The sequence below is a fragment of the Streptomyces luteosporeus genome, from assembly GCF_039532865.1.
GTDB classification, from domain to species: Bacteria; Actinomycetota; Actinomycetes; order Streptomycetales; family Streptomycetaceae; genus Streptomyces; species Streptomyces luteosporeus.
Genome location: NZ_BAAASL010000005.1, coordinates 34,547 through 55,616, shown reverse-complemented (window position 1 = coordinate 55,616; position 21,070 = coordinate 34,547). Strand labels below are relative to the sequence as shown.

18 protein-coding genes are annotated in these 21,070 nt (G+C 71.9%); 7 read left to right on the top strand and 11 right to left on the bottom strand.

Annotation, left to right across the window (positions count from 1 at the left end; translation table 11 throughout):
* Positions 1-19: 19 nt before the first annotated feature.
* On the bottom strand, positions 20-1,291 hold the full coding sequence (gene clpX / locus ABD361_RS07560; RefSeq protein ID WP_344434035.1) for an ATP-dependent Clp protease ATP-binding subunit ClpX: 1,272 nt from the start codon (positions 1,289-1,291) through the stop codon (positions 20-22).
* A gap of 162 nt (positions 1,292-1,453) precedes the next feature.
* Between clpX and ABD361_RS07555 the strand changes: the two genes are divergently transcribed.
* Positions 1,454-2,638 carry a TetR/AcrR family transcriptional regulator gene (locus ABD361_RS07555; RefSeq protein ID WP_344434034.1) on the top strand — a complete coding sequence of 395 codons (1,185 nt, stop codon included), beginning with the start codon at positions 1,454-1,456 and terminating at the stop codon, positions 2,636-2,638.
* Here the strand turns inward: ABD361_RS07555 and ABD361_RS07550 are convergent.
* Positions 2,589-3,824 carry an alpha-hydroxy acid oxidase gene (locus ABD361_RS07550; RefSeq protein ID WP_344434033.1) on the bottom strand — a complete coding sequence of 412 codons (1,236 nt, stop codon included), beginning with the start codon at positions 3,822-3,824 and terminating at the stop codon, positions 2,589-2,591. The two genes, ABD361_RS07555 and ABD361_RS07550, sit on opposite strands and share 50 nt — an antisense overlap.
* Before the next feature lie 181 nt (positions 3,825-4,005).
* Between ABD361_RS07550 and ABD361_RS07545 the strand changes: the two genes are divergently transcribed.
* Positions 4,006-5,208: a serine hydrolase domain-containing protein gene (locus ABD361_RS07545; protein WP_344434032.1), complete on the top strand. Its 1,203-nt coding sequence runs from the start codon at positions 4,006-4,008 to the stop codon at positions 5,206-5,208.
* Positions 5,209-5,227: 19 nt separating this feature from the next.
* Here ABD361_RS07545 and ABD361_RS07540 read toward each other — a convergent pair whose 3' ends face one another.
* From ABD361_RS07540 to ABD361_RS07525, 4 genes are all read right to left on the bottom strand, one after another.
* Entirely contained in the window at positions 5,228-5,680 is a 453-nt protein-coding gene (locus tag ABD361_RS07540; RefSeq protein WP_344434031.1) for a VOC family protein, read from the bottom strand.
* A 90-nt stretch (positions 5,681-5,770) separates the two neighbouring features.
* Positions 5,771-6,172, bottom strand: coding sequence for a hypothetical protein (locus ABD361_RS07535; RefSeq protein ID WP_344434030.1), 402 nt, complete (start codon positions 6,170-6,172; stop codon positions 5,771-5,773).
* 146 nt (positions 6,173-6,318) lie between these two features.
* Complete coding sequence (locus ABD361_RS07530) at positions 6,319-6,480, bottom strand: hypothetical protein (RefSeq protein ID WP_344434029.1); 162 nt, start codon at positions 6,478-6,480, stop codon at positions 6,319-6,321.
* A 382-nt stretch (positions 6,481-6,862) separates the two neighbouring features.
* Complete coding sequence (locus ABD361_RS07525) at positions 6,863-9,604, bottom strand: ATP-binding protein (RefSeq protein WP_344434028.1); 2,742 nt, start codon at positions 9,602-9,604, stop codon at positions 6,863-6,865.
* A gap of 448 nt (positions 9,605-10,052) precedes the next feature.
* Here ABD361_RS07525 and ABD361_RS07520 point away from each other — a divergent pair, with 448 nt between their 5' ends.
* Positions 10,053-10,958: a helix-turn-helix domain-containing protein gene (locus ABD361_RS07520; protein WP_344434027.1), complete on the top strand. Its 906-nt coding sequence runs from the start codon at positions 10,053-10,055 to the stop codon at positions 10,956-10,958.
* Here ABD361_RS07520 and ABD361_RS07515 read toward each other — a convergent pair.
* Positions 10,852-11,847, bottom strand: a complete 996-nt coding sequence (locus ABD361_RS07515) for a helix-turn-helix domain-containing protein (RefSeq protein ID WP_344434026.1) — start codon at positions 11,845-11,847, stop codon at positions 10,852-10,854. The genes ABD361_RS07520 and ABD361_RS07515 overlap by 107 nt on opposite strands.
* Before the next feature lie 282 nt (positions 11,848-12,129).
* Here ABD361_RS07515 and ABD361_RS07510 point away from each other — a divergent pair, with 282 nt between their 5' ends.
* From ABD361_RS07510 to ABD361_RS07500, 3 genes are all read left to right on the top strand, one after another.
* Entirely contained in the window at positions 12,130-12,903 is a 774-nt protein-coding gene (locus ABD361_RS07510; RefSeq protein ID WP_344434025.1) for a GPR1/FUN34/YaaH family transporter, read from the top strand.
* 69 nt (positions 12,904-12,972) lie between these two features.
* On the top strand, positions 12,973-14,874 hold the full coding sequence (locus ABD361_RS07505) for an amidohydrolase (protein WP_344434024.1): 1,902 nt from the start codon (positions 12,973-12,975) through the stop codon (positions 14,872-14,874).
* 272 nt (positions 14,875-15,146) lie between these two features.
* Positions 15,147-15,746, top strand: coding sequence for a hydrolase (locus ABD361_RS07500; RefSeq protein ID WP_425583182.1), 600 nt, complete (start codon positions 15,147-15,149; stop codon positions 15,744-15,746).
* A 74-nt stretch (positions 15,747-15,820) separates the two neighbouring features.
* Here ABD361_RS07500 and ABD361_RS07495 read toward each other — a convergent pair whose 3' ends face one another.
* The 3 genes from ABD361_RS07495 to ABD361_RS07485 form a co-directional block, all read right to left on the bottom strand.
* Positions 15,821-16,642 (bottom strand): alpha/beta fold hydrolase, encoded by an 822-nt coding sequence (locus tag ABD361_RS07495; RefSeq protein ID WP_344434021.1) that lies wholly within the window; start codon positions 16,640-16,642, stop codon positions 15,821-15,823.
* A gap of 64 nt (positions 16,643-16,706) precedes the next feature.
* On the bottom strand, positions 16,707-17,633 hold the full coding sequence (locus ABD361_RS07490) for a VOC family protein (RefSeq protein WP_344434020.1): 927 nt from the start codon (positions 17,631-17,633) through the stop codon (positions 16,707-16,709).
* A gap of 220 nt (positions 17,634-17,853) precedes the next feature.
* A complete protein-coding gene (locus ABD361_RS07485; RefSeq protein WP_344434019.1) occupies positions 17,854-18,591 on the bottom strand; it encodes an SDR family oxidoreductase in 738 nt (245 codons plus the stop codon).
* A 105-nt stretch (positions 18,592-18,696) separates the two neighbouring features.
* Here ABD361_RS07485 and ABD361_RS07480 point away from each other — a divergent pair, with 105 nt between their 5' ends.
* Entirely contained in the window at positions 18,697-19,509 is an 813-nt protein-coding gene (locus ABD361_RS07480) for a helix-turn-helix transcriptional regulator (RefSeq protein ID WP_344434018.1), read from the top strand.
* A 16-nt stretch (positions 19,510-19,525) separates the two neighbouring features.
* On the opposite strand, the gene exaC is transcribed toward ABD361_RS07480, so the two are convergent.
* Complete coding sequence (exaC, locus tag ABD361_RS07475; RefSeq protein ID WP_344434017.1) at positions 19,526-21,049, bottom strand: acetaldehyde dehydrogenase ExaC; 1,524 nt, start codon at positions 21,047-21,049, stop codon at positions 19,526-19,528.
* Positions 21,050-21,070: the final 21 nt, after the last annotated feature.

Here is a 21,070-nt window from a genome sequence, read left to right as displayed (position 1 = left end):
CGTCGGGCAGCAGCTGCCGTCAGGCGGAGTGGCCGCCGGACACCTCGGAGAAGGGCGGCCGCGTCACGATCATCGGGCTGCGGTTCTCGGTGACCGTGCGTTCGTTGATGACGACCTTGACGACGTCGCTGCGGCTCGGTATGTCGAACATGACCGGACGCAGGACGTTCTCCATGATGCCGCGCAGACCACGGGCGCCCGTTCCGCGCAGAATGGCCCGGTCGACGATCGCCTCCAACGCGCCCCGGCTGAACTCGAGCTCCACCTGGTCCATTTCGAACAGCTTCTTGTACTGCTTGACCAGGGCGTTGCGCGGCTCGGTCAGGGTCTTGAGCAGGGCCGCCTTGTCGAGGCTGGAGACGCGGGCGATGACCGGCAGCCGGCCGATGAACTCCGGGATCAGCCCGTACTTGACGAGGTCGGCCGGCATGACGCTGGCGAAGACGTCCCCGTCCGCGCGCGCCGTGACCGGCTCGATCTGGGCGCCGAAGCCCAGCCCGCGCCGGCCCACCCGGTCGTTGATGATGTTCTCCAGGCCCGCGAAGGCGCCGGCCACGATGAACAGCACGTTGGAGGTGTCGATCTGGATGAACTCCTGGTGCGGGTGCTTGCGCCCGCCCTGCGGCGGCACCGAGGCCGTCGTGCCCTCCAGGATCTTCAGCAGCGCCTGCTGGACGCCCTCGCCGGAGACGTCCCGGGTGATGGAGGGGTTCTCGCTCTTGCGGGCGATCTTGTCGATCTCGTCGATGTAGACGATGCCGGTCTCGGCCCGGGTCACGTCGTAGTCGGCGGCCTGCAGCAGCTTGAGCAGGATGTTCTCGACGTCCTCGCCCACGTAGCCGGCCTCGGTCAGGGCGGTGGCGTCGGCGATGGCGAACGGGACGTTCAGCAGCCGCGCCAGGGTCTGCACGAGGTAGGTCTTGCCGCAGCCGGTGGGCCCGAGCATCAGGATGTTCGACTTGGCGACCTCGACGTCCTTGTCGTCGTCCTCCATGCCCCACACGCGCTTGTAGTGGTTGTAGACGGCCACCGCCAACGAGCGCTTCGCGGCCTCCTGCCCCACCACGTACTGGTCGAGGAAACGGTGGATCTCCGCCGGCTTGGGCAGCTCCTCCAGCGGCGCCTCGGTGACGACCGCCAGCTCCTCCTCGATCAGCTCGTTGCACAACCCCACGCACTCGTCGCAGATGTGCACGCCGGGCGGGCCGGCGATGAGCTTCCTGACCTGTTTCTGCGTCTTCCCGCAGAAGGAGCACTTCAGCAGGAACCCCTCGTCACCGATGCGTGCCATGACCCGTCGACCCGTCCCCTCCGGTGCGCCGCGGCCCCGCCTGGGAACCCCGCGCGCTCTTGCGTGACTTTAACAGCTGCCCCTGCCATCCAGATGTTCCCGTCATCCCGATGCTAGGGTAATTTGACGGCCGCCCTGTGGGGGCCCGGTACGAGGAGGACAATGGCTCGGCTCAACAGGGCGCAGACGCAGGAGCGCACGCGTGCCAGGGTGCTGGCCGCCGCCCGTGAGGAGTTCGCCGAGAAGGGCTTCCGGGCCGCCAGGATCGACGCCGTCGCCGAGCGCGCCGAGCTCACCCGCGGCGCCGTCTACTCCAACTTCCCCGGCAAACGAGCCCTGTACTTCACCGTTCTGGCCGAGCGCGCCGAACGCGCGCCCGCCCCGCCGGTCACCGAGGCGGTCGGCAGCACGGCCCGCGAGGCGCTCGGCGCCCTCGCGCGCACCTGGGTCGCCCGGCTGCCCGGCACCGGCTTCGCCGACGCCGGCTGTGCGCCCGGGGGCGTCCCCCCGCAGTACGGCGAGGCCCGCATCGACGTCGACGCGCTGCCCGAAATCCTCACCGACACCCGGCTCGCACAGTCGTTCGTCGAGCTGATGAAGCTCGATGCGCTCCTCCTCGCGCTCGCCCTCGAACACCTGCGGCCGCCCCGGTCGCCTGAGGGCGCGCCCCCCGGCCGGCTCGTCCGGCTCGCCGAGACCGTGCTGACCTCCCTGCACGGAGCCCGGCAACTCGCCGCCGCCGCGCCCGGATTCGTGCAGCCCTTCGACATGGTCAGCGCGGCCGAGCGGCTGTGCGGGCTCGAACTCAACGACTGGTGGGCGCCCCCGCCCGTGCACCCGCCCGCCCGTGCCGAGGACCGGCCCTGGGAGCCGCCCGCGGCCGTCGACGCCGTACGGGCCGCGCCCGCGCCCCTGCACGAGGACGGCATCGTCGCCGTCCTCGGTCTGCACCGGCTCTCCGCGGCCGAGGAGGCCGTCCGCGCCGCACCGCCCGGCACTCCCGTCACGGTGGTCGTCGTCACCGGCGACCCCGGCGAACTCATGCCCCTCGCCCGGCTCGTCGTCGCCGAGTTGTGCGGCTGCCTGCGCAGCGCCTTCCCCCGGGCGGCCTGGCCGGCCCTGCGCGTCGTGTGCGACTCCACCGGCGCCCTCGCCGCGGCCGCGGGGGTGCCGGCCGTGGACGACGACACCGAGACGGCGATCCGCATCGAAGCCGGGCGCGTCGTCACCCGCGCCGACGGATTCGGGGCCTGCCACGCGGTGGCGTCCGCCCGGCTGACAGCAGACGCTTCCGAGGTCACCGGCCCGAGGGCCGCAGGCGTACGCGTTCCGGTGTCAGGTCCTTGACGGACGTCGCGCCGAGGAGCTGCATCGTCTGCCGCACCTCGGCGCCCAGGATGTCCAGGGCCCGCCGCACGCCGGCCCCGCCGCCCGCCATCAGCCCGTACAGGTACGCCCGTCCCACCAGTACGGCGGTCGCGCCCAGGCACACCGCGGCCACGGCGTCCGCCCCCGAGCGCACGCCCCCGTCGACGTACACCTCGGCCCGGCTGCCGATCGCCTCGGCCACCGCGGGCAGTTCCTCCAGCGGCACCGGGGCCCGGTCGAGCTGGCGGCCGCCGTGGTTGCTCACCACGACCGCGTCCGCGCCGGCCTCGACGACCGACAGGGCGTCCTCCGCGCTCTGCACGCCCTTGACCACCAGCTTGCCCGGCCACAGGGCGCGCACTTGCGCGAGATCGGCGAGCGAGGCCGCCGGATCGAACATCTGGTCGGCGAGCTCCGCGACGGTACCGCCCCACTGCCGCAAGGACGCGAACTCCAGCGGGGCGGTGGTGAGCAGGTTCAGCCACCAGCCCGGGCGCAGCGCGCCGTCGACGAACGTACGGGCGGTGAGGGCGGGCGGCAGCGTCATCCCGTTGCGCACGTCGCGCAGCCGCGCCCCCGCCACCGGCGCGTCGACCGTCAGGACGAGCGCCTCGTACCCCGCGTCCGCGGCGCGCCGGACGAGTTCCTCGCTGCGGTCCCGGTCGCGCCACAAGTACAGCTGGAACCACCGGCGGGTGCCGGGAGCCGCCGCGGCCAGCTCCGCCGCCGACGTCGTACCGAGGGTCGACAGCGCGTACGGGATGCCGGCGCGGCCCGCCGCCCGGGCCACGGCCACCTCACCCTCGTGGTGCATCATCCGCGTGAACCCGGTCGGCGCGAGCACCAGCGGCAGGGCGGAGGGGCTGCCGAGCACCGCGGCGGAGGTGTCCACGGCGGAGACGTCGCGCAGCACGCGCGGCCGGAATTCGATGCGCGCGAAAGCGGCACGGTTGCGGGCGAGCGACAACTCGTCGCCGGCGCCCCCGTCGACGTAGTCGAAGACGGCCCTCGGTACGCGGCGGCGGGCGGCTCGGCGCAGATCCGCCACGGTCGCCGCGGCGGCGAGCCGGCGCCGGGTGCCGTCGAGTTCCAGGGGGCGCGGGCGCAGCAGCGCGGCCACGTCCGCCGGCCTCGGCATCCTGCGGCGGAGACGGTCGTGGGTCATGCGAACACACTGACGGGTGGGGCCTGTTGGGCGCAATGGCCACCGGCCGCGTCAGGGATTTCCTCGACCGCGGGATCAGGGCTGCGTCGGGGGCGGGTCAGGGTGATCCCGGGCGTGCGGGAGGATCACCGCCGGAAGAGTGGACGTCGCAAGCGAAGAACGAGGAAAAACGGAGTCCCGCATGCGTCGCTCATCGGCCCTGTCCCTGGCCGCCGCCACGGCCGCCACCGCTGCCGTCGTGCTCACCATGGCCCCCGCGCAGGCGGCGACGGGCGCGTCCGGAGGTCTGGACCGCGCCGCGCTGAACGAGGCCATCGGCCTGCGCCCCACCGACGGCGCCGCGGCCGCCGTCGCCGAGGTGCACAAGGGCGCGCAGACCTGGCGGGGCACCTCCGGGGACCTGGTCACCGGCAAGCACATCAGCACCGGCGCCCACTTCCGGATCGGCAGCATCAGCAAGCCCATGGAGGCGGTGATCCTCCTCCAGCTGTCCGCCGAGGGCCGGGTCGACCTCGACGAGAGCGTGCAGCACTACCTGCCCGGCCTGCTGCCGGAGGACCGCTTCAAGGAGCCCATCACCGTACGGCAACTGCTCAACCACACCAGCGGCCTTCCCCAGGACTTCGAGGGCGCCCCCGCCTCCACACCGGACCAGGACATCGACGAGCGCCTCGACTACCTCACCTGGGACCAGATCATCCAGCAGACCCTCCGCCCCGAGGGCCGCCCCGCCCCCGGCCCGCGCTTTCGCCCCGGCACCCGGCAGGAGTACAACTCCTTCGGCTACCGCATCGCCGGCAAGCTGATCGAGCAGATCACCGGGCACCCGTACCAGTACGAGGTGGGCAAGCGCATCCTCAAGCCCCTGAAGATGCGCGAGACCAAGGCCGCGGTGCCCGGCCGCGCCACCCCCGTACCCCGCCCCTACCTCCCCGGCTACATGCCCCGGAGCAACGGCGAGCTCGTCGACGTCAACGTGCAGGGCGGCCTGCCCGCCAGCATGACCTCCACCACCGGCGACCTCGACCGCTTCATCACCGGCCTGTTCGACGGCAGCCTCCTGCGCCCGGCCCAGGCCGCCGAACTCTTCACGGTGCCCAAGGGCCTCGACGGCAAGCCCCTGCCGTACGCCAACAACCTCAACTGCAACACCGGCCCCACCAAGGGCACCGCCTGCTTCAGCGTCGGCCTGATGTCCTTCACCCTCCCCGACGGCTCGACCGTTTGGGGCAAGACCGGCAGCGAACCCGGCTACCGCAGCGGCGTCTTCGCCACCCGCGACCTCAACCGCCGAGCCGTCTACGCCTTGGGCACGTCCTCCGCCAACACCCAGAGCGCCCCGGCGGTCGGCCTGCGCCTGGCAGCGGCGGCCTTCGGGAAGTAAGGACCACGCCGGCCGGCCACTACGCGGCGCAGAACTCGTTGCCTTCGGGGTCCTGCATGACCCACCAGTGGCCGGCAGGGCCCTTGTTCACCTCCCGCACACGCGTCGCGCCCAGCCCCTCCAGACGCTCGACGAGCGCGTCGAGCCCGCCGGGCTCGCTGTGGACGTCGATGTGCAGCCGGTTCTTGCCGGCCTTGGCCTCACCGACCTCCTGGAACAGCAGCCGCCGCCCTCGCCCCACCCCGCTCGCCTCGTCGTACGGATCGTCAGGGTGCCGGATCCCGGCGAACCCGCGGAAGGTCTTGCGCCCGTGGTGCTCGACCACGGACTCCTCCCCGATCCGCCCGGCGGCCAGGAGCTGCTCAACGAGCTCACTCGGGTCCTCCACCACGTACCCCAGTGCCTGGGCCCAGAAGTCGGCGAGGGCCGGTGCGTGGGTACTGTCGATGACGAGTTTCCAGTGCAGTGTCATGAAGACGGTTATAGCGGCACCCACTGACATTCCTGGACGGTGCCGCCGACGATGAAGCCCCTCTCCTGGCGGCAGGAGAGGGGCCCGAGTTCACTTCTTGCGGCGCTTGCGGGGGGCGGGGACCGTCGGGGCCTCGGTCTCGCGGGCAGCGGCGAGGAAGGGGGCCATTGCCTCCTCGTACTGCTTCAGGGATTCAACGCCCAGGTCGACTTCGAGCCATTTGGGCACCTGGATTTCCTTGATTTCCGTCACCGGGGAACCGTCCTCGTGCATCTCCCCGGTAAAGTCCTCCATTTCCTCCGTCACCGTCACGGCGAACTTGACCGTGGTCAGATCTTCGGTCACCTCGGGGGCGAGGTCGTCGAAGTCGATGCGCTGGACGAAAATCGGCGTTGTGATCGTCTGACCGCCGACCTCGATCGTCTTCACCCCTTCCTCCACGCCCGGCTGACCCTTGTGGGTCTCGTCCACCTCGATGAATTTGGTGCCCATGGACGGCGCCTCTCCTCTGTGCTGTTGGGTGCCTAAATTCTAGGACACCACGAGCAGTTGACGCCAATTCAGGAAGCGGCGGCATGCGGCTCTTCTGTCGGTGGTACGCAGGCCGCGGCCGGGTTGTCCTGCGGCAACATCCGTCCCTAATATGGGGAAAACGGGCGTTGTTTCAAAAAGCCCCTTTGCTGGGCCCGGCGGTCGGCACGGTCGACGCAGGGCGCGGCAAGCGCATAGGAGAACGGGGTCAGTGCCACCGTGGACAGCACGACGAGGCTCGTCGCCTGGCCCAGCAGCTGCTCGGGCACTCGCTCCTGCAAAGTGGCCACGACGACCACTCCGAGGGCGCCGATACACATCTCAGTTCGAAGCGGGGCGGGGCGCCGCGCGTCGCCCGTAGGCTGATCGGCCCCAACCATCGAGGCGTCGAGGTGAATGAGCGCGAGTAGACGGATGACCCATTCCGGAGAATTGGCCCCGCTCATCATCACCTTAAGCGCCTGACAACGGGCAACTCGTGCTCCTTAATGCCAGGGGTGTCGACTTCCTGGACGCACGTGTTTGTCGACTCGGAACCCGTGGCCAGTTCTCAGCGATAGCGCATAAGTGGGGTTGGTTTCCGCAGTGGTACTCCGCTGAGCAGTCTTGCCGGATGCACGCCCTCGACCGCTCCGGGGCGCCCCGGTGCGCTCAGTCGCGCCGCAAGGCCCGGGCCAGCGCTGCGCGCGAGGTGATGCCGAGCTTGGGGAAGATCTTGTACAGGTGCGCCGCCACGGTGCGCGGCGACAGGCCCAGCTGCTTGGCTATCTCCTTGTTCGTCAGGCCCGTGGCGGCGAGTTCGGCGATGCGCAGCTCCTGCCCGGTCAGCAGCGCGTGGCCGTCCGCGGCCGTCCCCACCCGGTGGCCGGCCGCGCGCAGTTCCTGTGCACAGGACTCCTCCCACGGTCGCGCCCCCAGCCCGCGGAACGCCCGGTGCGCCTCGCGCAGGACGTCGTGGGCCTCGGAGCGGTGGTGGCGGCGCAGCCACGCGCCGTGGGCCAGCCGGAGCCGGGCGAGTTCGAAGACCCACTGCTCGGCGCCGGGTACGGCGTAGGCGTCCCGGTAGCGGGCGTCCGCCTCCTCGTCGGGCGCGGCAAGGGCGGTGGCCGCGGCGAGCAGGAAGGCGTGGTGGGCGGAGATCTCCGCCATCCGCACCGCACGCCCCGCGGCCAGGTGCGCCCGGGCCTCCTGCCGCCGTCCGGTGTGCACGGCGGCGTCCACGAGGTCGAAGAACGGCAGGTGGAACCAGGGCAGGCCGCGCGGCAGGACGCCCGGGGGCGTGAGCGACGACAGGTCGCAGTACGCGTCCTCGTAGCGGCCGTGCGCCAAGGCGGCGAGTGCGCGCAGGTGGGTGAGGTGGTCGGTGACGAACCGCATGCCGGCGCGCAGCGCCACCGGTTTGATCTGCCGTTCGCTCTCCCGCAGTGCCTCCTCGTCGCCGCGTCCGGCGGCGAAGTGGGCGTAGTAGAGCCGGAACAGCAGCGCGTTGCAGTGGTAGCCGAGTTCCTCGGCGGCCTCCGCCTCCTGCAGGCAGTCGTCCGCCGCGTCCCAGCGGCCCCGCAGGAAGTCCTGGTAGCAGCGCGCCTTCGCGATCGATCCCTGGGTGGCGTAGGAATGCTGTCCGGTGAAGCGCCGCCACATGTCCCCGTCGGCGAGGTCGGCCGCCGAAGCGGTCCACAGCAGCAGCCAGGCGCCCCCGGCCTCCTGCTCCTCGCTCATCCCCTCGGCCAGGGCGCGCAGTTCCGCAGCCACGCCGTGGGCGGTGCGGGCCGGATCGGACCAGGCACGGTGGCACAGCCGGGCCAGCGGGGACACGTTCTCCGGGTGCTTCTCCAGGTGATGCTCCAGCGCGTGCCAGGCCCGGGGGTCGTCGGTGTAGGTGGCGGCCAGCAGCAGTTTGAAGAAGACCTGTTCGGCCAGCCCGCCGAAGGTCTCCGCACCCGGTGCGGCGAGAGCCTCCAGCACCCCGGGCAGCAGGGCGACCGACGAGGCGAAGTCGACCCGGTGGCTCTGGTCGACATACACCACGGCGTAGGAGAACAGCGGAGCGATGTCGGACGGCACGGACACCCGTCGCAGTTCCTCCACCAGCTTCGCGGTGTAGCGCACCCGGCCGCTCCGGGCGGCCATGACGGCGGCCCAGGTCAGCCGGCGGGCACGGGAGGCGGGGTCGGTGCTCAGGGCCGCCGCCCGGTCCAGCAACAGCGCCCCCTCGGCGTCACCGCCGCGCCGCGCGATGCGCCGGCCCGCTTCCTGGAGCCGGGCGGCGAGGTCCTCGTCCGGCACGAAGGCCGCGGACGACTCGTGGACCAGCCTGCGGGGGTCGTCCGCCCCCAGGCCCGACGCGAGGATCCGGTGGGCCTCGCGCCGCGCCGGCCCGGCGGCGGTGGAGATCACCGCGCTGCGTACCAGCGGATGCCGGAACGCCAGTCTCCCGGAGGTGTCCAGCCGCGCCAGCCCGCTCGCCTCGATCTCGTCGAGCACCGTCTCCGCGGCGCCCCCGGCGACCTCGTGCAGCCAGGCTCCGGTGTCGGCGGCCGGCGACCAGCCGCCGAGGGCGGTCAGCAGCAGGGTGCGGGCGGCCGGGGCGGACAGGGACCGCAACCGGCCGGCGAACAGCCGCTCCAGCCGCTGTCCGAGCGGCAGGCGCTCCGGGAGGGGGACGATGCCCCTGACGTGGTCGTCGTGCAGCTGCCGGGGCAGCTCCACGAGCGCCAGCGGATTGCCCGCGGCCTCGTGCAGCACGCGGTCGGCGGTGGTGGCCGCCAGCTCCGGGTGCCGCTGTTCCAGCAGGGCGCTCGCGTCCGCGGGGTCCAGGGCACCGACCTCCACCGGCTGCGTCGGCCATCCCTCCGCGGCGGCGCCGTCGGGGCGGCACGCGCTGACGATGACGAGCGGCAGTTCCGAGATCCGCCGGTGGAGGAACGCGAACACGGTCGCGCTCGACGAGTCGACCCAGTGCAGGTCGTCGATCAGGAGCAGCAGGGGCTGCCGGCTCGCCGCGTCGGCGAGCAGCGCCAGGGCGGACGCACCCACGGCGAAGCCGTTCGGGGGCAGTCCCTCCCGCAGCCCCAGCGCGCTTTCCAGCGCCTCCCTCCGGCCTCGCGGCAGCACCTCGGAACGCCGCAGCAGCGGACAGAGCACCTGATGCAGCGCGCCGAACGCGAGTTCCGTCTCGGCCTCCGCGCCGACCGCTCGCAGAACGGCGAACCCGGCCTCCCGCGCCCGTGCCTCCGTCCACTCCAGCAGGGCCGTCTTGCCGATGCCCGCCTCGCCGCGCAGCAGCGTCGCCGAGCCTCCCGCCCCGTGGCGCGCATCGTCCAGCGCACGGCTCAGCAGCGACAACTCCCGCTGCCGCCCCACGAGGATTCCGCCATCGGCTACGGACGCCACGGTTGCTCCCTGTCCCCATTTCGACGTGCCGGGGCACACCGTGGTCCGGCGTGCGGCTCAGAATATCCGCCTGCGCCCCTTCCAAGATCATCAAATGGCCCGGCCGGCAGACACATGACCGATTACGAAGGGAGATTGGCCAGTCACATGACCTACCTCCCGAGGGCGCCACGGCCGCAGGCTCGAAGCCCGACGACAGCAGGGCCGGACGGCAGCAGGGCCCGACGACACAAGGGAGAGCCATGAGCTCCGCGGCCACGACCGCCACCGTGCCCGTACGAGGCGGCGGCGCACCACGCCACCGCCCGCTCGCTGCGGCCCCCGCCCGCCGGCGAACCGGGACCCCCACGGGCCAGGGAGCCGAGCCGGTCCGCCGTGCCGGCGCACACACCGTCGGTGCTCTGCGGATCCGTACGGTCACGGGACCCGCCCCGGCGGTGGTGCGGCCTTGGTCGCCCCGCCGGTGCGGGGAAGCGCCGACGCCCTGCCCGAGGACACCGCCGGTTCCCTCGTCGTCGCCGTCCACGGACACGGAACCGCGACCTTCGTCCAGCGCGGCGAGGTCCTCGCCTGCGGCCCGCACGACCTCGTCGTCCTCGACACCGCCGTGCCGCTCGCCTTCCACGAGGCGGAGGACTTCGCACTGCACCTCGTCGACGTGCCGCGTCGGGTGCTGGGCCTGTCCCGGGCGGACACCGAGCGCCTGTGCCGCCTCCACCCGCACACCCGCGGCGACGTGGCGGCCCTGGTGGGCCCCTTGCTGACGCACCTCGCCACCACGGGGCCGGCCCTCTCGCCGCGTCCGGCGGAGCACCTTGCCGCCGTCGTCGTCGAACTGCTCAGAACCCTCGTACGGGAGGCGGGGCCGGCCGATGCCCCCGCCGCACCCCCGGGCGGACGGGAGCGGCACGTCCTGGCGTCTCGTCTGCGGGCGTACGCGAACGAGCACTTGTGGGACCGCGACCTCACCCCCGAGAGCATCGCCGCCCACCACCACATCTCGACCCGCTTCCTGCACAAGGTGTTCGCGGCCGAAGGCACCACGGTCGTCCGCTGGATCCAGCGGCGGCGGCTCGACGAATGCCGCAGGGAACTCGCCCGCACCCGTCCCGGCCGGTCCCGGCCCGCCGTGGGGGCGGTGGCGAAGCGCTGGGGGGTCGCCAACCCCGCGCACTTCAGCAGGATCTTCCGCGCGGCCTACGGCACGACACCCACCGCCTGGCGTGACGCGCACACCACGGCGCCCGTCATGGAGACGGAGAACGCCGCAGCGGCACGGCTGCGGAGAGCGGCCCCGGCTCCCTCGGCTCCCTCGCGCGCCACTCCCGCGGGGACCTCCCGTACACCGCTTTGAAGACGCGGCTGAAGTGGGCCTGGCTGGGGAACCCCCAGCGCAGGGCCACCGCCGAGACGGTCGGAGAACCCGGCCCGGGCGCGGCCCGGGCCAGTTCCCTGCCGCACTCCTCCAGCCGGCGCCGCTGGATCAGCCGCGCGACGGTCACCTCCTCGCCCTCGAAGAGCCGGTGGAGATAGCGCACGGATATGCGGTGAGCCCGGGCGATCGACTCCGGGGTGAGGCCGGGGTCGCCGAGATGGTTGTCGATGAAGCGGCGTACGGCGGGCAGCAGGTGATCACGCGCCGTGCCCGGCCGGTCGTCGTCGTCCTCCGCATGCTCGTCCACCAGTGCCGCCAGGAGGTCGGCGACGTTGCCGGAGAGCGCATCGCCCACGGACGGTGCGATGTGCGCCGCCCGGACCGCGAGACGTTCCAGGAAGGGAACCAGCAGCGCCGTCACCCCCTCCCGCGGCGCGAAGGCGCGCCCGGCCACCGTCCGCAACCGCGCCGGGGGCACGTCCACGACCCGCGCGGGAAGCCGGAAGACGCACAGGCGGCCACGCTGCTTCTGTTCCAGGCAGAACGGCCGCCGCAGATCGATCACCGACAGCTCTCCCGGCAGCAGCGCCGTGCCGCGCCCGTCCTGCGTCAGGGCCGCGGTCCCGGCCTGCTGGAGGGCGACGGCGATCCCGTCGGCGGGCGAGCGGGCGACGAGCCCGGGCGTCCGGCTCAGACGCACGGGCCCCGTCTCCAGCGACAGCACGCGCAGATAGCCCAGGTGATGGACGTCGAACGCGCCGTCAAAACCGTGCTCGCGCCGTGCCTTGACGTGCACCGCGGCGCCCAGGGCCCGCTCGAACCCCCGGTGCCGGTCGGCCGGCCGGCCGTCTCCGGAATACGTCCGCATGGGGCTCCTCGCTCTCTTCCCGGTCGGGGTACCCGACCAGCGTGCGGGTGCCGCACAGCCGCCTGTTAGGTCACTTGACTGACCGCTGAGCCACGGCAGTCGTGCGCCCGGGTCGTGCGCCCGTGGACAAGAACGTGTGCACGCGACGGCAGCCCGGCGCCCCGGACCCGGCCTAGCGTCCAGCGGGTGCCCGTGAGCCGGCCGCGGCGGGCACGGCTCCGCCTGCCCCGGGCCTCGCGCGCGACGGGACGGACTCCACGCGGCCCGAGGAGACACCCCCACATGACCACCAGCGGCAGCGGCGCCGGCCCGGAGAGCAGCGGTACGACGGGCCCGGGACCGGCCCCCGGCCCGGACGCGGACCTGCAGGCAGCCTGCCGGCCGGGCCGGTACTTCGAGCCCGACCTGCGGCGTATGACGAGGATCAATCTGCGGCCCATCGCCTCCCCGATGCCGCTGGGCTTCTACGCCGTGGCGATGGCCTCCGCCGTCGTCGGCTGTCTGCAGCTCGGCCTCTTCGAGGCCGGGGCGCAGCGCGCCGTCGCCCTCACCGTGCTGCCCGCCTTCGTCCTCCAACTGCTCGTGGCCGTCCTGGCCTTCGGTGCCGGCGACGTGCTGGCCGCCTCCCTCATGGCCTGCTTCTCCGGCATGTGGCTCGCCAACGCACTGGTCCTCGCGCTGGACCCGCCCGGCGGCACCCGGGTACTGGGGGTGCTCAACGTGATGTTCACCGTCTTCGCGCTGATGACGGCCGCCGTGGCCGCGCGCAAACGCGCTCTGTGGCTGGTGCTGTGCATCGCCGTGCCCCGCTTCGCCGTCGCCGCCGCCCACAACTTCAGCGGCGCGCCCTGGCTGGGCAGGGCCTCGGGGGCACTGGGCCTGCTCCTGGCCGCCATGGCGATGTACACGGCCTTCGCGCTGCTGCTGGAGGACATGCGGGGCGAAGAGGTCCTGCCCGTCGGGCGCAGCGGGCACGCGCACGCAGCGGTTCAGGGCGACCTGCGGACGCAGCTGAGGGACCTCGAACGGCAGGCGGGCGTACGACGCACGCTCTGACCCTTCCGCCCTCCCCGACTCCTTCCCGAGCCCTTCCCGACCCCTCCCGTCCCCCCGAAAGGCCAGAACATGACGACGATGCCGGTCAGCGGTATCACCCCCGTACCCGATCACAACGCCCCGGACAGCGCCGACCTCGTCGTGCGCAACGCGAAGATCTTCACCGGAGATCCCGGCCGCCCCGCGGCGAGTGCCGTCGCCGTGCGCGACGGCCGGATCACGGCGCTCGGTGACGACCGGGACATCGCGCAGCACGTCGGCACCCGGACGAGGGTCGTGGACGCGCTGGGCCGGCGGGCCGTTCCCGGTCTGAACGACTCCCATCTGCACGTCATCCGCGGCGGCCTCAACTACGTCCTCGAACTGCGCTGGGACGGTGTTCCCACGCTCCGGCAGGCGCTGGCCATGCTCCGGGAACAGGCGGGCCGCACTCCCAAGGGGCAGTGGATACGGGTCGTGGGCGGCTGGACGGCCGACCAGTTCACCGAGCGCCGCCTCCCGACACCGGCCGAGCTCACCGCCGCCGCCCCGGACACCCCCGTCTTCGTCCTGCACCTGTACCAGTCCGCGATCCTCAACCGTGCCGCCGTCCGCGCCGCGGGCATGACGCGCGACACCCCCGACCCCCGGGGCGGCCAGATCGTCCGCGACCGCAACGGCGACCCCAACGGCGTCCTGCTCGCCGCCCCCAGCGCACTGATCCTCTACTCCACGCTGGCCGCCGCCCCCGCCCTCGACGAGGCCGGCCGGCGCGTCTCCACCCGCCACTTCCTGCGGGAGCTGAACCGCTTCGGTCTCACCTCCGCCGTCGACGCGGCCGGCGGCTTCCAGAACTTCCCCGACAACTACGCCACGGTCATCGACCTGGCCCGCACGGGCGAGCTCTCCCTGCGCATCGCCTACCACCTCTTCCCGCAGACCGCCGGGCAGGAACTGGCCGACCTCGAGCGGTGGATCGAGACCGTCCGGCCGGACGAGGGCGACGAATGGCTGCGCCTCAACGGCGCCGGGGAGAACCTGACCTGGGCGGCCGCCGACTTCGAGAACTTCGCGGAACCCCGGCCCGAGCTCGCGGCCGGCTACGAGGGGGAGTTCGAGCAGGCGGTCCGGCTGCTGACGGAGAACGGCTGGGGGTTTCGGATCCACGCCACGTACGACGAGACGATCCGCCGTGACCTGGCCGTCTTCGAGAAGCTGGCGGCCGACGGGCTCTTCCCGGCCGGCAACCGCTGGTTCTTCGACCACGCGGAGACGGCCACGCCGCACAGCCTGGACCGTATCGCCGCCCTGGGCGGCGGCATCAGCGTGCAGAACCGCATGTCCTTCCAGGGCAGCGTGTTCGCCGAACGGTACGGGGCCGAGGCCGCGGCCCGTACGCCGCCGATCAAGGAGATGCTGGCCCGCGGCATCCACGTCGCGGCCGGCACCGACGCCACCCGCGTCTCCTCCTACAACCCGTGGGTCGCCCTGCACTGGCTGGTGACCGGCCGCACCGTGGGCGACCTGACGCTCTACCCGCCGGACCGGCTGCTGACCCGTGAGCGGGCGCTCGCCCTGTACACCCACGCGGGCGCCCGCCTGACGGGCGAGGAGAACGTCAAGGGCATCCTCAAGGAGGGGTACCTCGGCGACCTGACCGTCCTGAGCCACGACTACCTGTCGGTGCCGGAGGAGGACATCCCGCACATCGAATCGGTGCTCACCGTCGTCGGCGGACGCATCGTCTATGCCGCCGCCGAGTACGAGGGCCTGGACGAGGCCCTCCCGCCGATCGCGCCCGCGTGGAGCCCCGTGGCCCACTTCGGCGGTTACCAGGCCACCCCCCTGCCCAGCAGCACCGGTGCCCGCCAGGCCGACCTGCTCGCGGAGGCCGTCGCCGCGTCCGAACAGCACCGTCAGTGGCGCGTCGCCCGCGGCTTCGCCCCCGAGACCCCGCCTTCGGCCGTCTTCGACCCTTGCTTCGTGCTCTGACGAACGACTTCACCGGGGCCCCCGCCGCCGGCTACGGCAGCGGGGGCCTTCGCGTACCCCCGTCCTGTCCTGTCCTGTCCCGTCCCGGACGACCGTGCGGCGTCGGAACATCACCGGTCACCCAGGGTCAAGTCCCGCCTATCGCCGGGCCCGTAGCGTCACGGACACCGGAGGTCGCCCCTCCGCCACCACCCGAGAAAGGGAACCCCGTGGTCAACTTCGACACCGTCAAGGCCGTGCCCAGCGCGGACCTGCTCACCCCCGGCAACGCGATGATGCTCTTCGTGGACCATCAGCCGCAGATGTTCTTCGGCGCCGGCAGCACCGACCGCGCCTCGGTCGTCAATGCGACCGTCGGGCTCGCCAAGGCGGCTCGGGTGTTCGACGTCCCCGTCGTCCTGTCCACCGTCGCCGCCGAGTCGTTCTCCGGCCCCCTCCTGCCCCAGCTGCGCGAGGTGTTCCCGAAGCACGAGATAGTGGACCGGACCTCCATGAACGCCTGGGAGGACCAGGCGCTGGTCGACGCCGTCAAGGCGACCGGCCGCACCAAGATCATCCTGTCCGGGCTGTGGACCGAGGTCTGCCTGGTCATGCCCGCCCTCTGCGCCCTCGCCCAGGGCTACGAGGTGTACGTCGTCGCCGACGCGTCGGCGGGCGTCACCCCGGCCGCCCACGAGCACGCGATGCAGAGGATGACGGCCGCCGGCGCCGTACCGGTCACCTGGTTGCAGGTGCTGCTGGAGCTCCAGCGCGACTGGGCCCGTACGGAGACCTACGCGGCCACCACCGAGGTGGTCAAGGAGCACGCCGGCGCCTACGGCCTGGGCGTGACCTATGCCCAGGCCATGATCGACCCGCACGCCGCGGGCTGATCGCGCACATGCCGCACGAGCGGTCCGGGGCCCCGCGCGGAAGGCGCGGGGCCCCGGACCGTCCGGCCACCGGCTCAGGCACCGATGAAGTCGATCAGGTCCTTGGTGAACTCGGCCTCGTAGGCCCCGACCAGGCCGTGCGGTGCGCCGGGGTAGACCTTGAGGATGCCCCGGGAGAGCAGTTCGACGCTCTTCTTCGCGGAGGCGGCGATCGGGACGATCTGGTCGTCGTCGCCGTGGGCGACCAGTACCGGGATGTCGATCTTCTTCAGGTCCTCGGTGAAGTCGGTCTCGGAGAAGGCCTCGACGCAGTCGAAGGCGCCCTTGAGGCCGGCCTGCATGCCCTGGAGCCAGAACTCGCGCCGCTTGCCCTCGGAGACGGTGGCGCCGGGGCGGTTGAAGCCGTAGAAGGACTCGCTCAGCTCGTAGTAGAACTGCGAACGGTCCCCCGCCACACCGGCCCGGATGCCGTCGAAGACCTCGATCGGTGAGCCCTGGGGGTTGCCGCCCGTCTTCAGCATGAGCGGCGGGACGGCGCCGACCAGGACGGCCTTGCGGACCCGGGAGCTGCCGTGGCGGCCGAGATAGCGGGCGACCTCGCCGCCACCGGTGGAGTGGCCGACCAGGACGGCGTCGCTGATCTCCAGCCGGTCCAGCAACTCGGCCAGGTCGTCGGCGTACTGGTCCATGTGGTTGCCGTCCCACGTCTGGGTGGAGCGGCCGTGGCCGCGCCGGTCGTGGGCGACGACCCGGTAGCCGGCCGAGGCGAGGGCGAGGGCCTGGCCGTCCCAGGCGTCGGCGTTCAGCGGCCAGCCGTGGCAGAGGACGACCGGCCGGCCGGTGCCCCAGTCCTTGTAGTACTTCTGCGAGCCGTCGGTGAGAGTGACGAAGGGCATGGTGGCCTTTCCATGGACGGGATGCCGTGGACGGGATTGCCGTGGACGGGAGCGCAGGCGACGGTCACCGGTGCGGGCGCGGGGCGTGGACCTCGGCGACGTAGCCTCCGGGGAACCGCACCATCGCGCTCTCGCGGTCGGAGGTCGCCGTCGGCCCCCACAGGACCTCCGCCCCCGCCGACCTCGCCCGGCTCAGCGTCGAGGCCAGGTCGCCGACCTGGTAGCCCGTCAGCTCCCGGCCGAAGGGATGGGGAAGGTGTCCGTCAGTTGCCATCACGACGGTGGCACCGAAGGAACCGGTGATCCTGATCCTGTGGTACGTGGTGCCGGGCATGCCCAGTTCACCGCCCGGCGCGTGGGCGTCGTCGGAGACCACCCTGCCGCCCGTGAAGCGCAGATAGCTGCGCAGGAAGGCGCGGAGGGAGCCGGCCGGTACGTAGAGCCGGTTCTCCGGGACCGTCGCCAGCGGCGGGTAGGAGGGAGGGGTGGTGTGCCAGTACAGCTGGGTGTCGACGCCGCCGGGGAAACGGATGATGGCGTCCCGTCCGATGGGGTCGTCGAAGGGGGCGACGACGACGTCCGCACCGGCGGCCTCGGCCCGTCGCACGCCCTGGTCGAGGTCCTGCACGAGCCAGCCGGTGCGCTCCGCGCCGAACGGGTAGGGCACGGGCGTGTGGTAGTCGAAGACGGACAGCGTACCGACGGGGGAGAGGACCAGCTGCGAGGCGGTCCGGCTGGGAGTGGGCGTGACGGTGACGTCCACCTTCCGGGTGTGCGTTCCGCCGAACGTCGCCTCCCAGCTGCTGACGAAGGCGTCCAGCGATCCGGGTGCCACGTAGACGTGGGTGGTGTCGTACTGGGTGCCCGCTGCCGCCTCGGCCCCGCCGGCGGGTGGCGTCCGCGCGGCCAGGCCGGGCGAGGCCGATGTGAGCGCGAGCAGCACGGCGGCGACGGCCGCGATCCGCATTCGCACGGAGAAACGTAAACGCATGGGGGATCCTCCTCCAGGAGGTCGGTCGTCGAGGGGGAAGCCGGGACCTGACGTCACCGGTTCCGCCGAATCGGACCGTACGCGGCGGCCGGAGGCACGGCTTGCCCGTGCGTGCACCGTCCTGTCTCGTGTGCGAACGGCGTGCTGCTCTGCCGCCGCATGCGGCGGTCGTCCCCGTCCCCGGCCGTGCCGTCGCAGCCGTCATGCGCCTCGAACGGGGTCAGTTCTGGGCGGTGGGCCGCACGACGATCTCGTTCACGTCGACGGTTGCAGGCTGCTCGATGGCGAACGCGATGGCTTGGGCGATTGCCTCCGGCGGGATCGCGATCCGGTCCCGCATTTCCATGACCTGTGCTCGGACCTGCGGATTCGTTGATGCCTCGGCAAAGGCGGTCCCTATTGCGCCTGGCGAGACGGTGGTCACCCGCAGAGAATCACCGGCCTCCTGGCGCAAACCTTCGCAGATGGCGCGGACCGCGTACTTCGTACCGGCGTAGACCGCCATGGCCGGCACGATGCGAAATGCGGCCGTGGAGGCGATGGTGACGAAGTGGCCCGAGCCCTGGGCCCGGAAGACCGGCAGTGCTGCGCCGATTCCGTGCAGCACACCCTTGATGTTGACGTCGACCATCCGGTCCCACTCGTCGACCCGCAGGTCGTCCAGAGGCGAAATCGTGCCGACGCCCGCGTTGCTGACCAGCACGTCGAGCCGGCCGAATCGCTCGTCGGCCAGGGCGACCAGGGCGTGCAGGTCGTCCCGTCGCGTGACGTCCGTGCGGGTCTGCACGGCCGTGCCACCCGACTTCTCGATCCGCGCCACCAGCTCCGCGAGGCGCTCGGACCGGCGGGCACCCAGGACGAGCCGCGCGCCTCGCTCGGCAAGCAGCAGCGCGGTCGCCTCGCCGATACCGCTGCCGGCCCCCGTGATTGCCACGACCTTGCCGCCGATTCCCGACATGATTGCCCGCCTCTTCCATCCGGTTTTTGTCGGGCCTCAGTGTGCGAGGTCTTTAATCTGGTATCCAGACGGGGATTTATTCTGGAACCAGGGGTGCCATCCACCATGCAGACGCAGCCGCATCAGCGCCGTGAGCTGGGAGCCTTCCTTCGCAGCCGCAGAGAGCGGATCACCCCCGACCAGGTCGGACTGCCGCACACCGGCCGGCGACGGACCCCCGGCCTGCGCCGGGAAGAACTCGCGCTGCTCGCCGGGATCAGCGCCACCTGGTACACGTACCTCGAGCAAGGCCGGGACATCCGCACCTCGGACCAGGTGCTCGACGCCCTCGCCTCGGTGCTGCGACTCGACCGGTACGAGCGTGGTCATCTCTTTCAACTCGCCGGTCACGCGGCTGCGGTCGAAATCGAAGAACCGGAGCCGCTCGCCGCCGAGGTGGCAGCCGTCCCCCTCCTGCTCCAGCCCCATCCGGCATACATCATCGACGGCAACTACGACGTGCTCAGCTGCAACCGGGCGGCCGGCGAGCTGTTCCCGCACCTGACCGCGGCGGGGGACCGGCCGGCGAACTTCGCCCGCTGGGTGTTCCTCGAACCTGCCGCACGGGCCGTTCTGGTCGATTGGGAGATCGAGGCACGCGGCCTGCTCGCCAGGCTGAGGACACTCGCTGGACGCCACCCGGGCGACTTCCGATGGATCCGGTTGATCGACGAGCTGAGCACGGGCAGTCCTGAAGTACGTGCCTGGTGGCCGCAGTACGACGTGCAGACCCGGCACGGCGGACGGAAACGGCTACGGCACCCGGGACGCGGAGTGACCGATTTTACGTACACCGCCTTCCACTTGGCCGAACAGCCGGAACAAACACTGGTGATCTACGCCGAAAACCCGGAGGGGATGGAGCGGGTTTCAGGATGAGCAAGGCTTTCCCGGACTAGAAGAAGCCGAGCTTCTTCGCCGAGTAGCTCACCAGCACGTTCTTCGTCTGCTGGTAGTGGGACAGGGCCATTTTGTGGCCTTCGCGGCCGAAGCCCGATTGTTTGTAGCCTCCGAAAGCGGAGTGGGCGGGGTATTGGTGGTAGGTGTTCGTCCAGACGCGGCCGGCCTGGAGGGCTCGGGCGGTGCGGTAGGCGGTGGTGTGGTCGCGGGTCCAGACGCCGGCGCCGAGGCCGTAGAGGGTGTCGTTGGCCAGGGTGACGGCCTCGTCGAGGTCGGTGAAGGGGGTCACGCCGACGACCGGGCCGAAGATCTCCTCCTGGAAGACGCGCATGCGGTTGTGGCCCTCGAAGACGGTGGGTTCGACGTAGAAGCCGCCGGCGAGTTCGCCGCCGAGGGCGGCGCGGGTGCCGCCGGTGAGGGTGCGGGCGCCTTCCTGACGGGCTATGTCGAAGTAGGAGAGGATCTTCTCCAGCTGGTCGTTGGAGGCCTGGGTGCCGATCATGGTGTCGGTGTCCAGCGGGTGGCCGGGGACGATGGCCTCGGTGCGGGTGAGGGCGGCGGCGAGGAAGTCGGCGTAGTGGCCGCGCTGGATGAGGGCGCGGGAGGGGCAGGTGCAGACCTCGCCCTGGTTGAGGGCGAACATGGTGAAGCCTTCGAGGGCCTTGTCGAGGAAGTCGTCGTCGGCGGCGGAGACGTCGTCGAAGAAGATGTTGGGGCTCTTGCCGCCGAGTTCGAGGGTGACCGGTTTGAGGTGCTCCGAGGCGTACTGCATGATCAGGCGGCCCGTCGTCGTCTCGCCGGTGAAGGCGACCTTGGCGACCCGGGGGCTGGCGGCCAGGGGTTTGCCGGCCTCGGCGCCGAAGCCGTTGACGATGTTGAGGACGCCGGGCGGGATGAGGTCGGCGACCAGGTCGAGCCAGACGTGGACGGAGGCCGGGGTCTGCTCGGCGGGTTTGAGGACGACGGCGTTGCCGGCGGCCAGGGCGGGGGCGAGCTTCCAGGCGACCATCAGGAGGGGGAAGTTCCACGGGATGATCTGGGCGACGACGCCCAGGGGTTCGTGGAAGTGGTAGGCGACGGTGTCCTCGTCGAGTTCCGAGAGGCTGCCCTCCTGGGCCCGTACGGCGCCCGCGAAGTAGCGGAAGTGGTCGATGGCCAGGGGGATGTCGGCGGCGAGGGTCTCGCGGACGGGTTTGCCGTTCTCCCAGGACTCGGCGACGGCGAGGGCTTCGAGGTTGCGTTCCATGCGGTCGGCGATGCGGTTCAGGACGGCGGCGCGTTCGGCCGGGGAGGTGCGGGCCCAGGCGGGGGCGGCCGCGTGGGCGGCGTCCAGGGCGCGTTCGACGTCCTCCGCGGTGCCGCGGGCGACCTCGGTGAAGGTGCGGCCGTCGACGGGGGAGGGGTTCTCGAAGTAGCGGCCCTGCTTGGGCGGTACGTAGGTGCCGCCGATCCAGTGGTCGTAGCGCGGCCGGTACGAGACGAGCGCGTCGGGCGAGCCGGGAGTGGCGTAGCGGGTCATGGGTCCTCCAGCCCTGAAGGC

Coding starts and splice junctions, on each gene's coding strand:
- clpX (WP_344434035.1), bottom strand. CDS start 1,291: ATGGCACGCATCGGTGACGAGGGGTTCCTGCTGAAGTGCTCCTTCTGC.
- ABD361_RS07555 (WP_344434034.1), top strand. CDS start 1,454: ATGGCTCGGCTCAACAGGGCGCAGACGCAGGAGCGCACGCGTGCCAGG.
- ABD361_RS07550 (WP_344434033.1), bottom strand. CDS start 3,824: ATGACCCACGACCGTCTCCGCCGCAGGATGCCGAGGCCGGCGGACGTG.
- ABD361_RS07545 (WP_344434032.1), top strand. CDS start 4,006: ATGCGTCGCTCATCGGCCCTGTCCCTGGCCGCCGCCACGGCCGCCACC.
- ABD361_RS07540 (WP_344434031.1), bottom strand. CDS start 5,680: ATGACACTGCACTGGAAACTCGTCATCGACAGTACCCACGCACCGGCC.
- ABD361_RS07535 (WP_344434030.1), bottom strand. CDS start 6,172: ATGGGCACCAAATTCATCGAGGTGGACGAGACCCACAAGGGTCAGCCG.
- ABD361_RS07515 (WP_344434026.1), bottom strand. CDS start 11,847: ATGCGGACGTATTCCGGAGACGGCCGGCCGGCCGACCGGCACCGGGGG.
- ABD361_RS07510 (WP_344434025.1), top strand. CDS start 12,130: ATGACCACCAGCGGCAGCGGCGCCGGCCCGGAGAGCAGCGGTACGACG.
- ABD361_RS07505 (WP_344434024.1), top strand. CDS start 12,973: ATGACGACGATGCCGGTCAGCGGTATCACCCCCGTACCCGATCACAAC.
- ABD361_RS07500 (WP_425583182.1), top strand. CDS start 15,147: ATGATGCTCTTCGTGGACCATCAGCCGCAGATGTTCTTCGGCGCCGGC.
- ABD361_RS07495 (WP_344434021.1), bottom strand. CDS start 16,642: ATGCCCTTCGTCACTCTCACCGACGGCTCGCAGAAGTACTACAAGGAC.
- ABD361_RS07490 (WP_344434020.1), bottom strand. CDS start 17,633: ATGCGTTTACGTTTCTCCGTGCGAATGCGGATCGCGGCCGTCGCCGCC.
- ABD361_RS07485 (WP_344434019.1), bottom strand. CDS start 18,591: ATGTCGGGAATCGGCGGCAAGGTCGTGGCAATCACGGGGGCCGGCAGC.
- ABD361_RS07480 (WP_344434018.1), top strand. CDS start 18,697: ATGCAGACGCAGCCGCATCAGCGCCGTGAGCTGGGAGCCTTCCTTCGC.
- exaC (WP_344434017.1), bottom strand. CDS start 21,049: ATGACCCGCTACGCCACTCCCGGCTCGCCCGACGCGCTCGTCTCGTAC.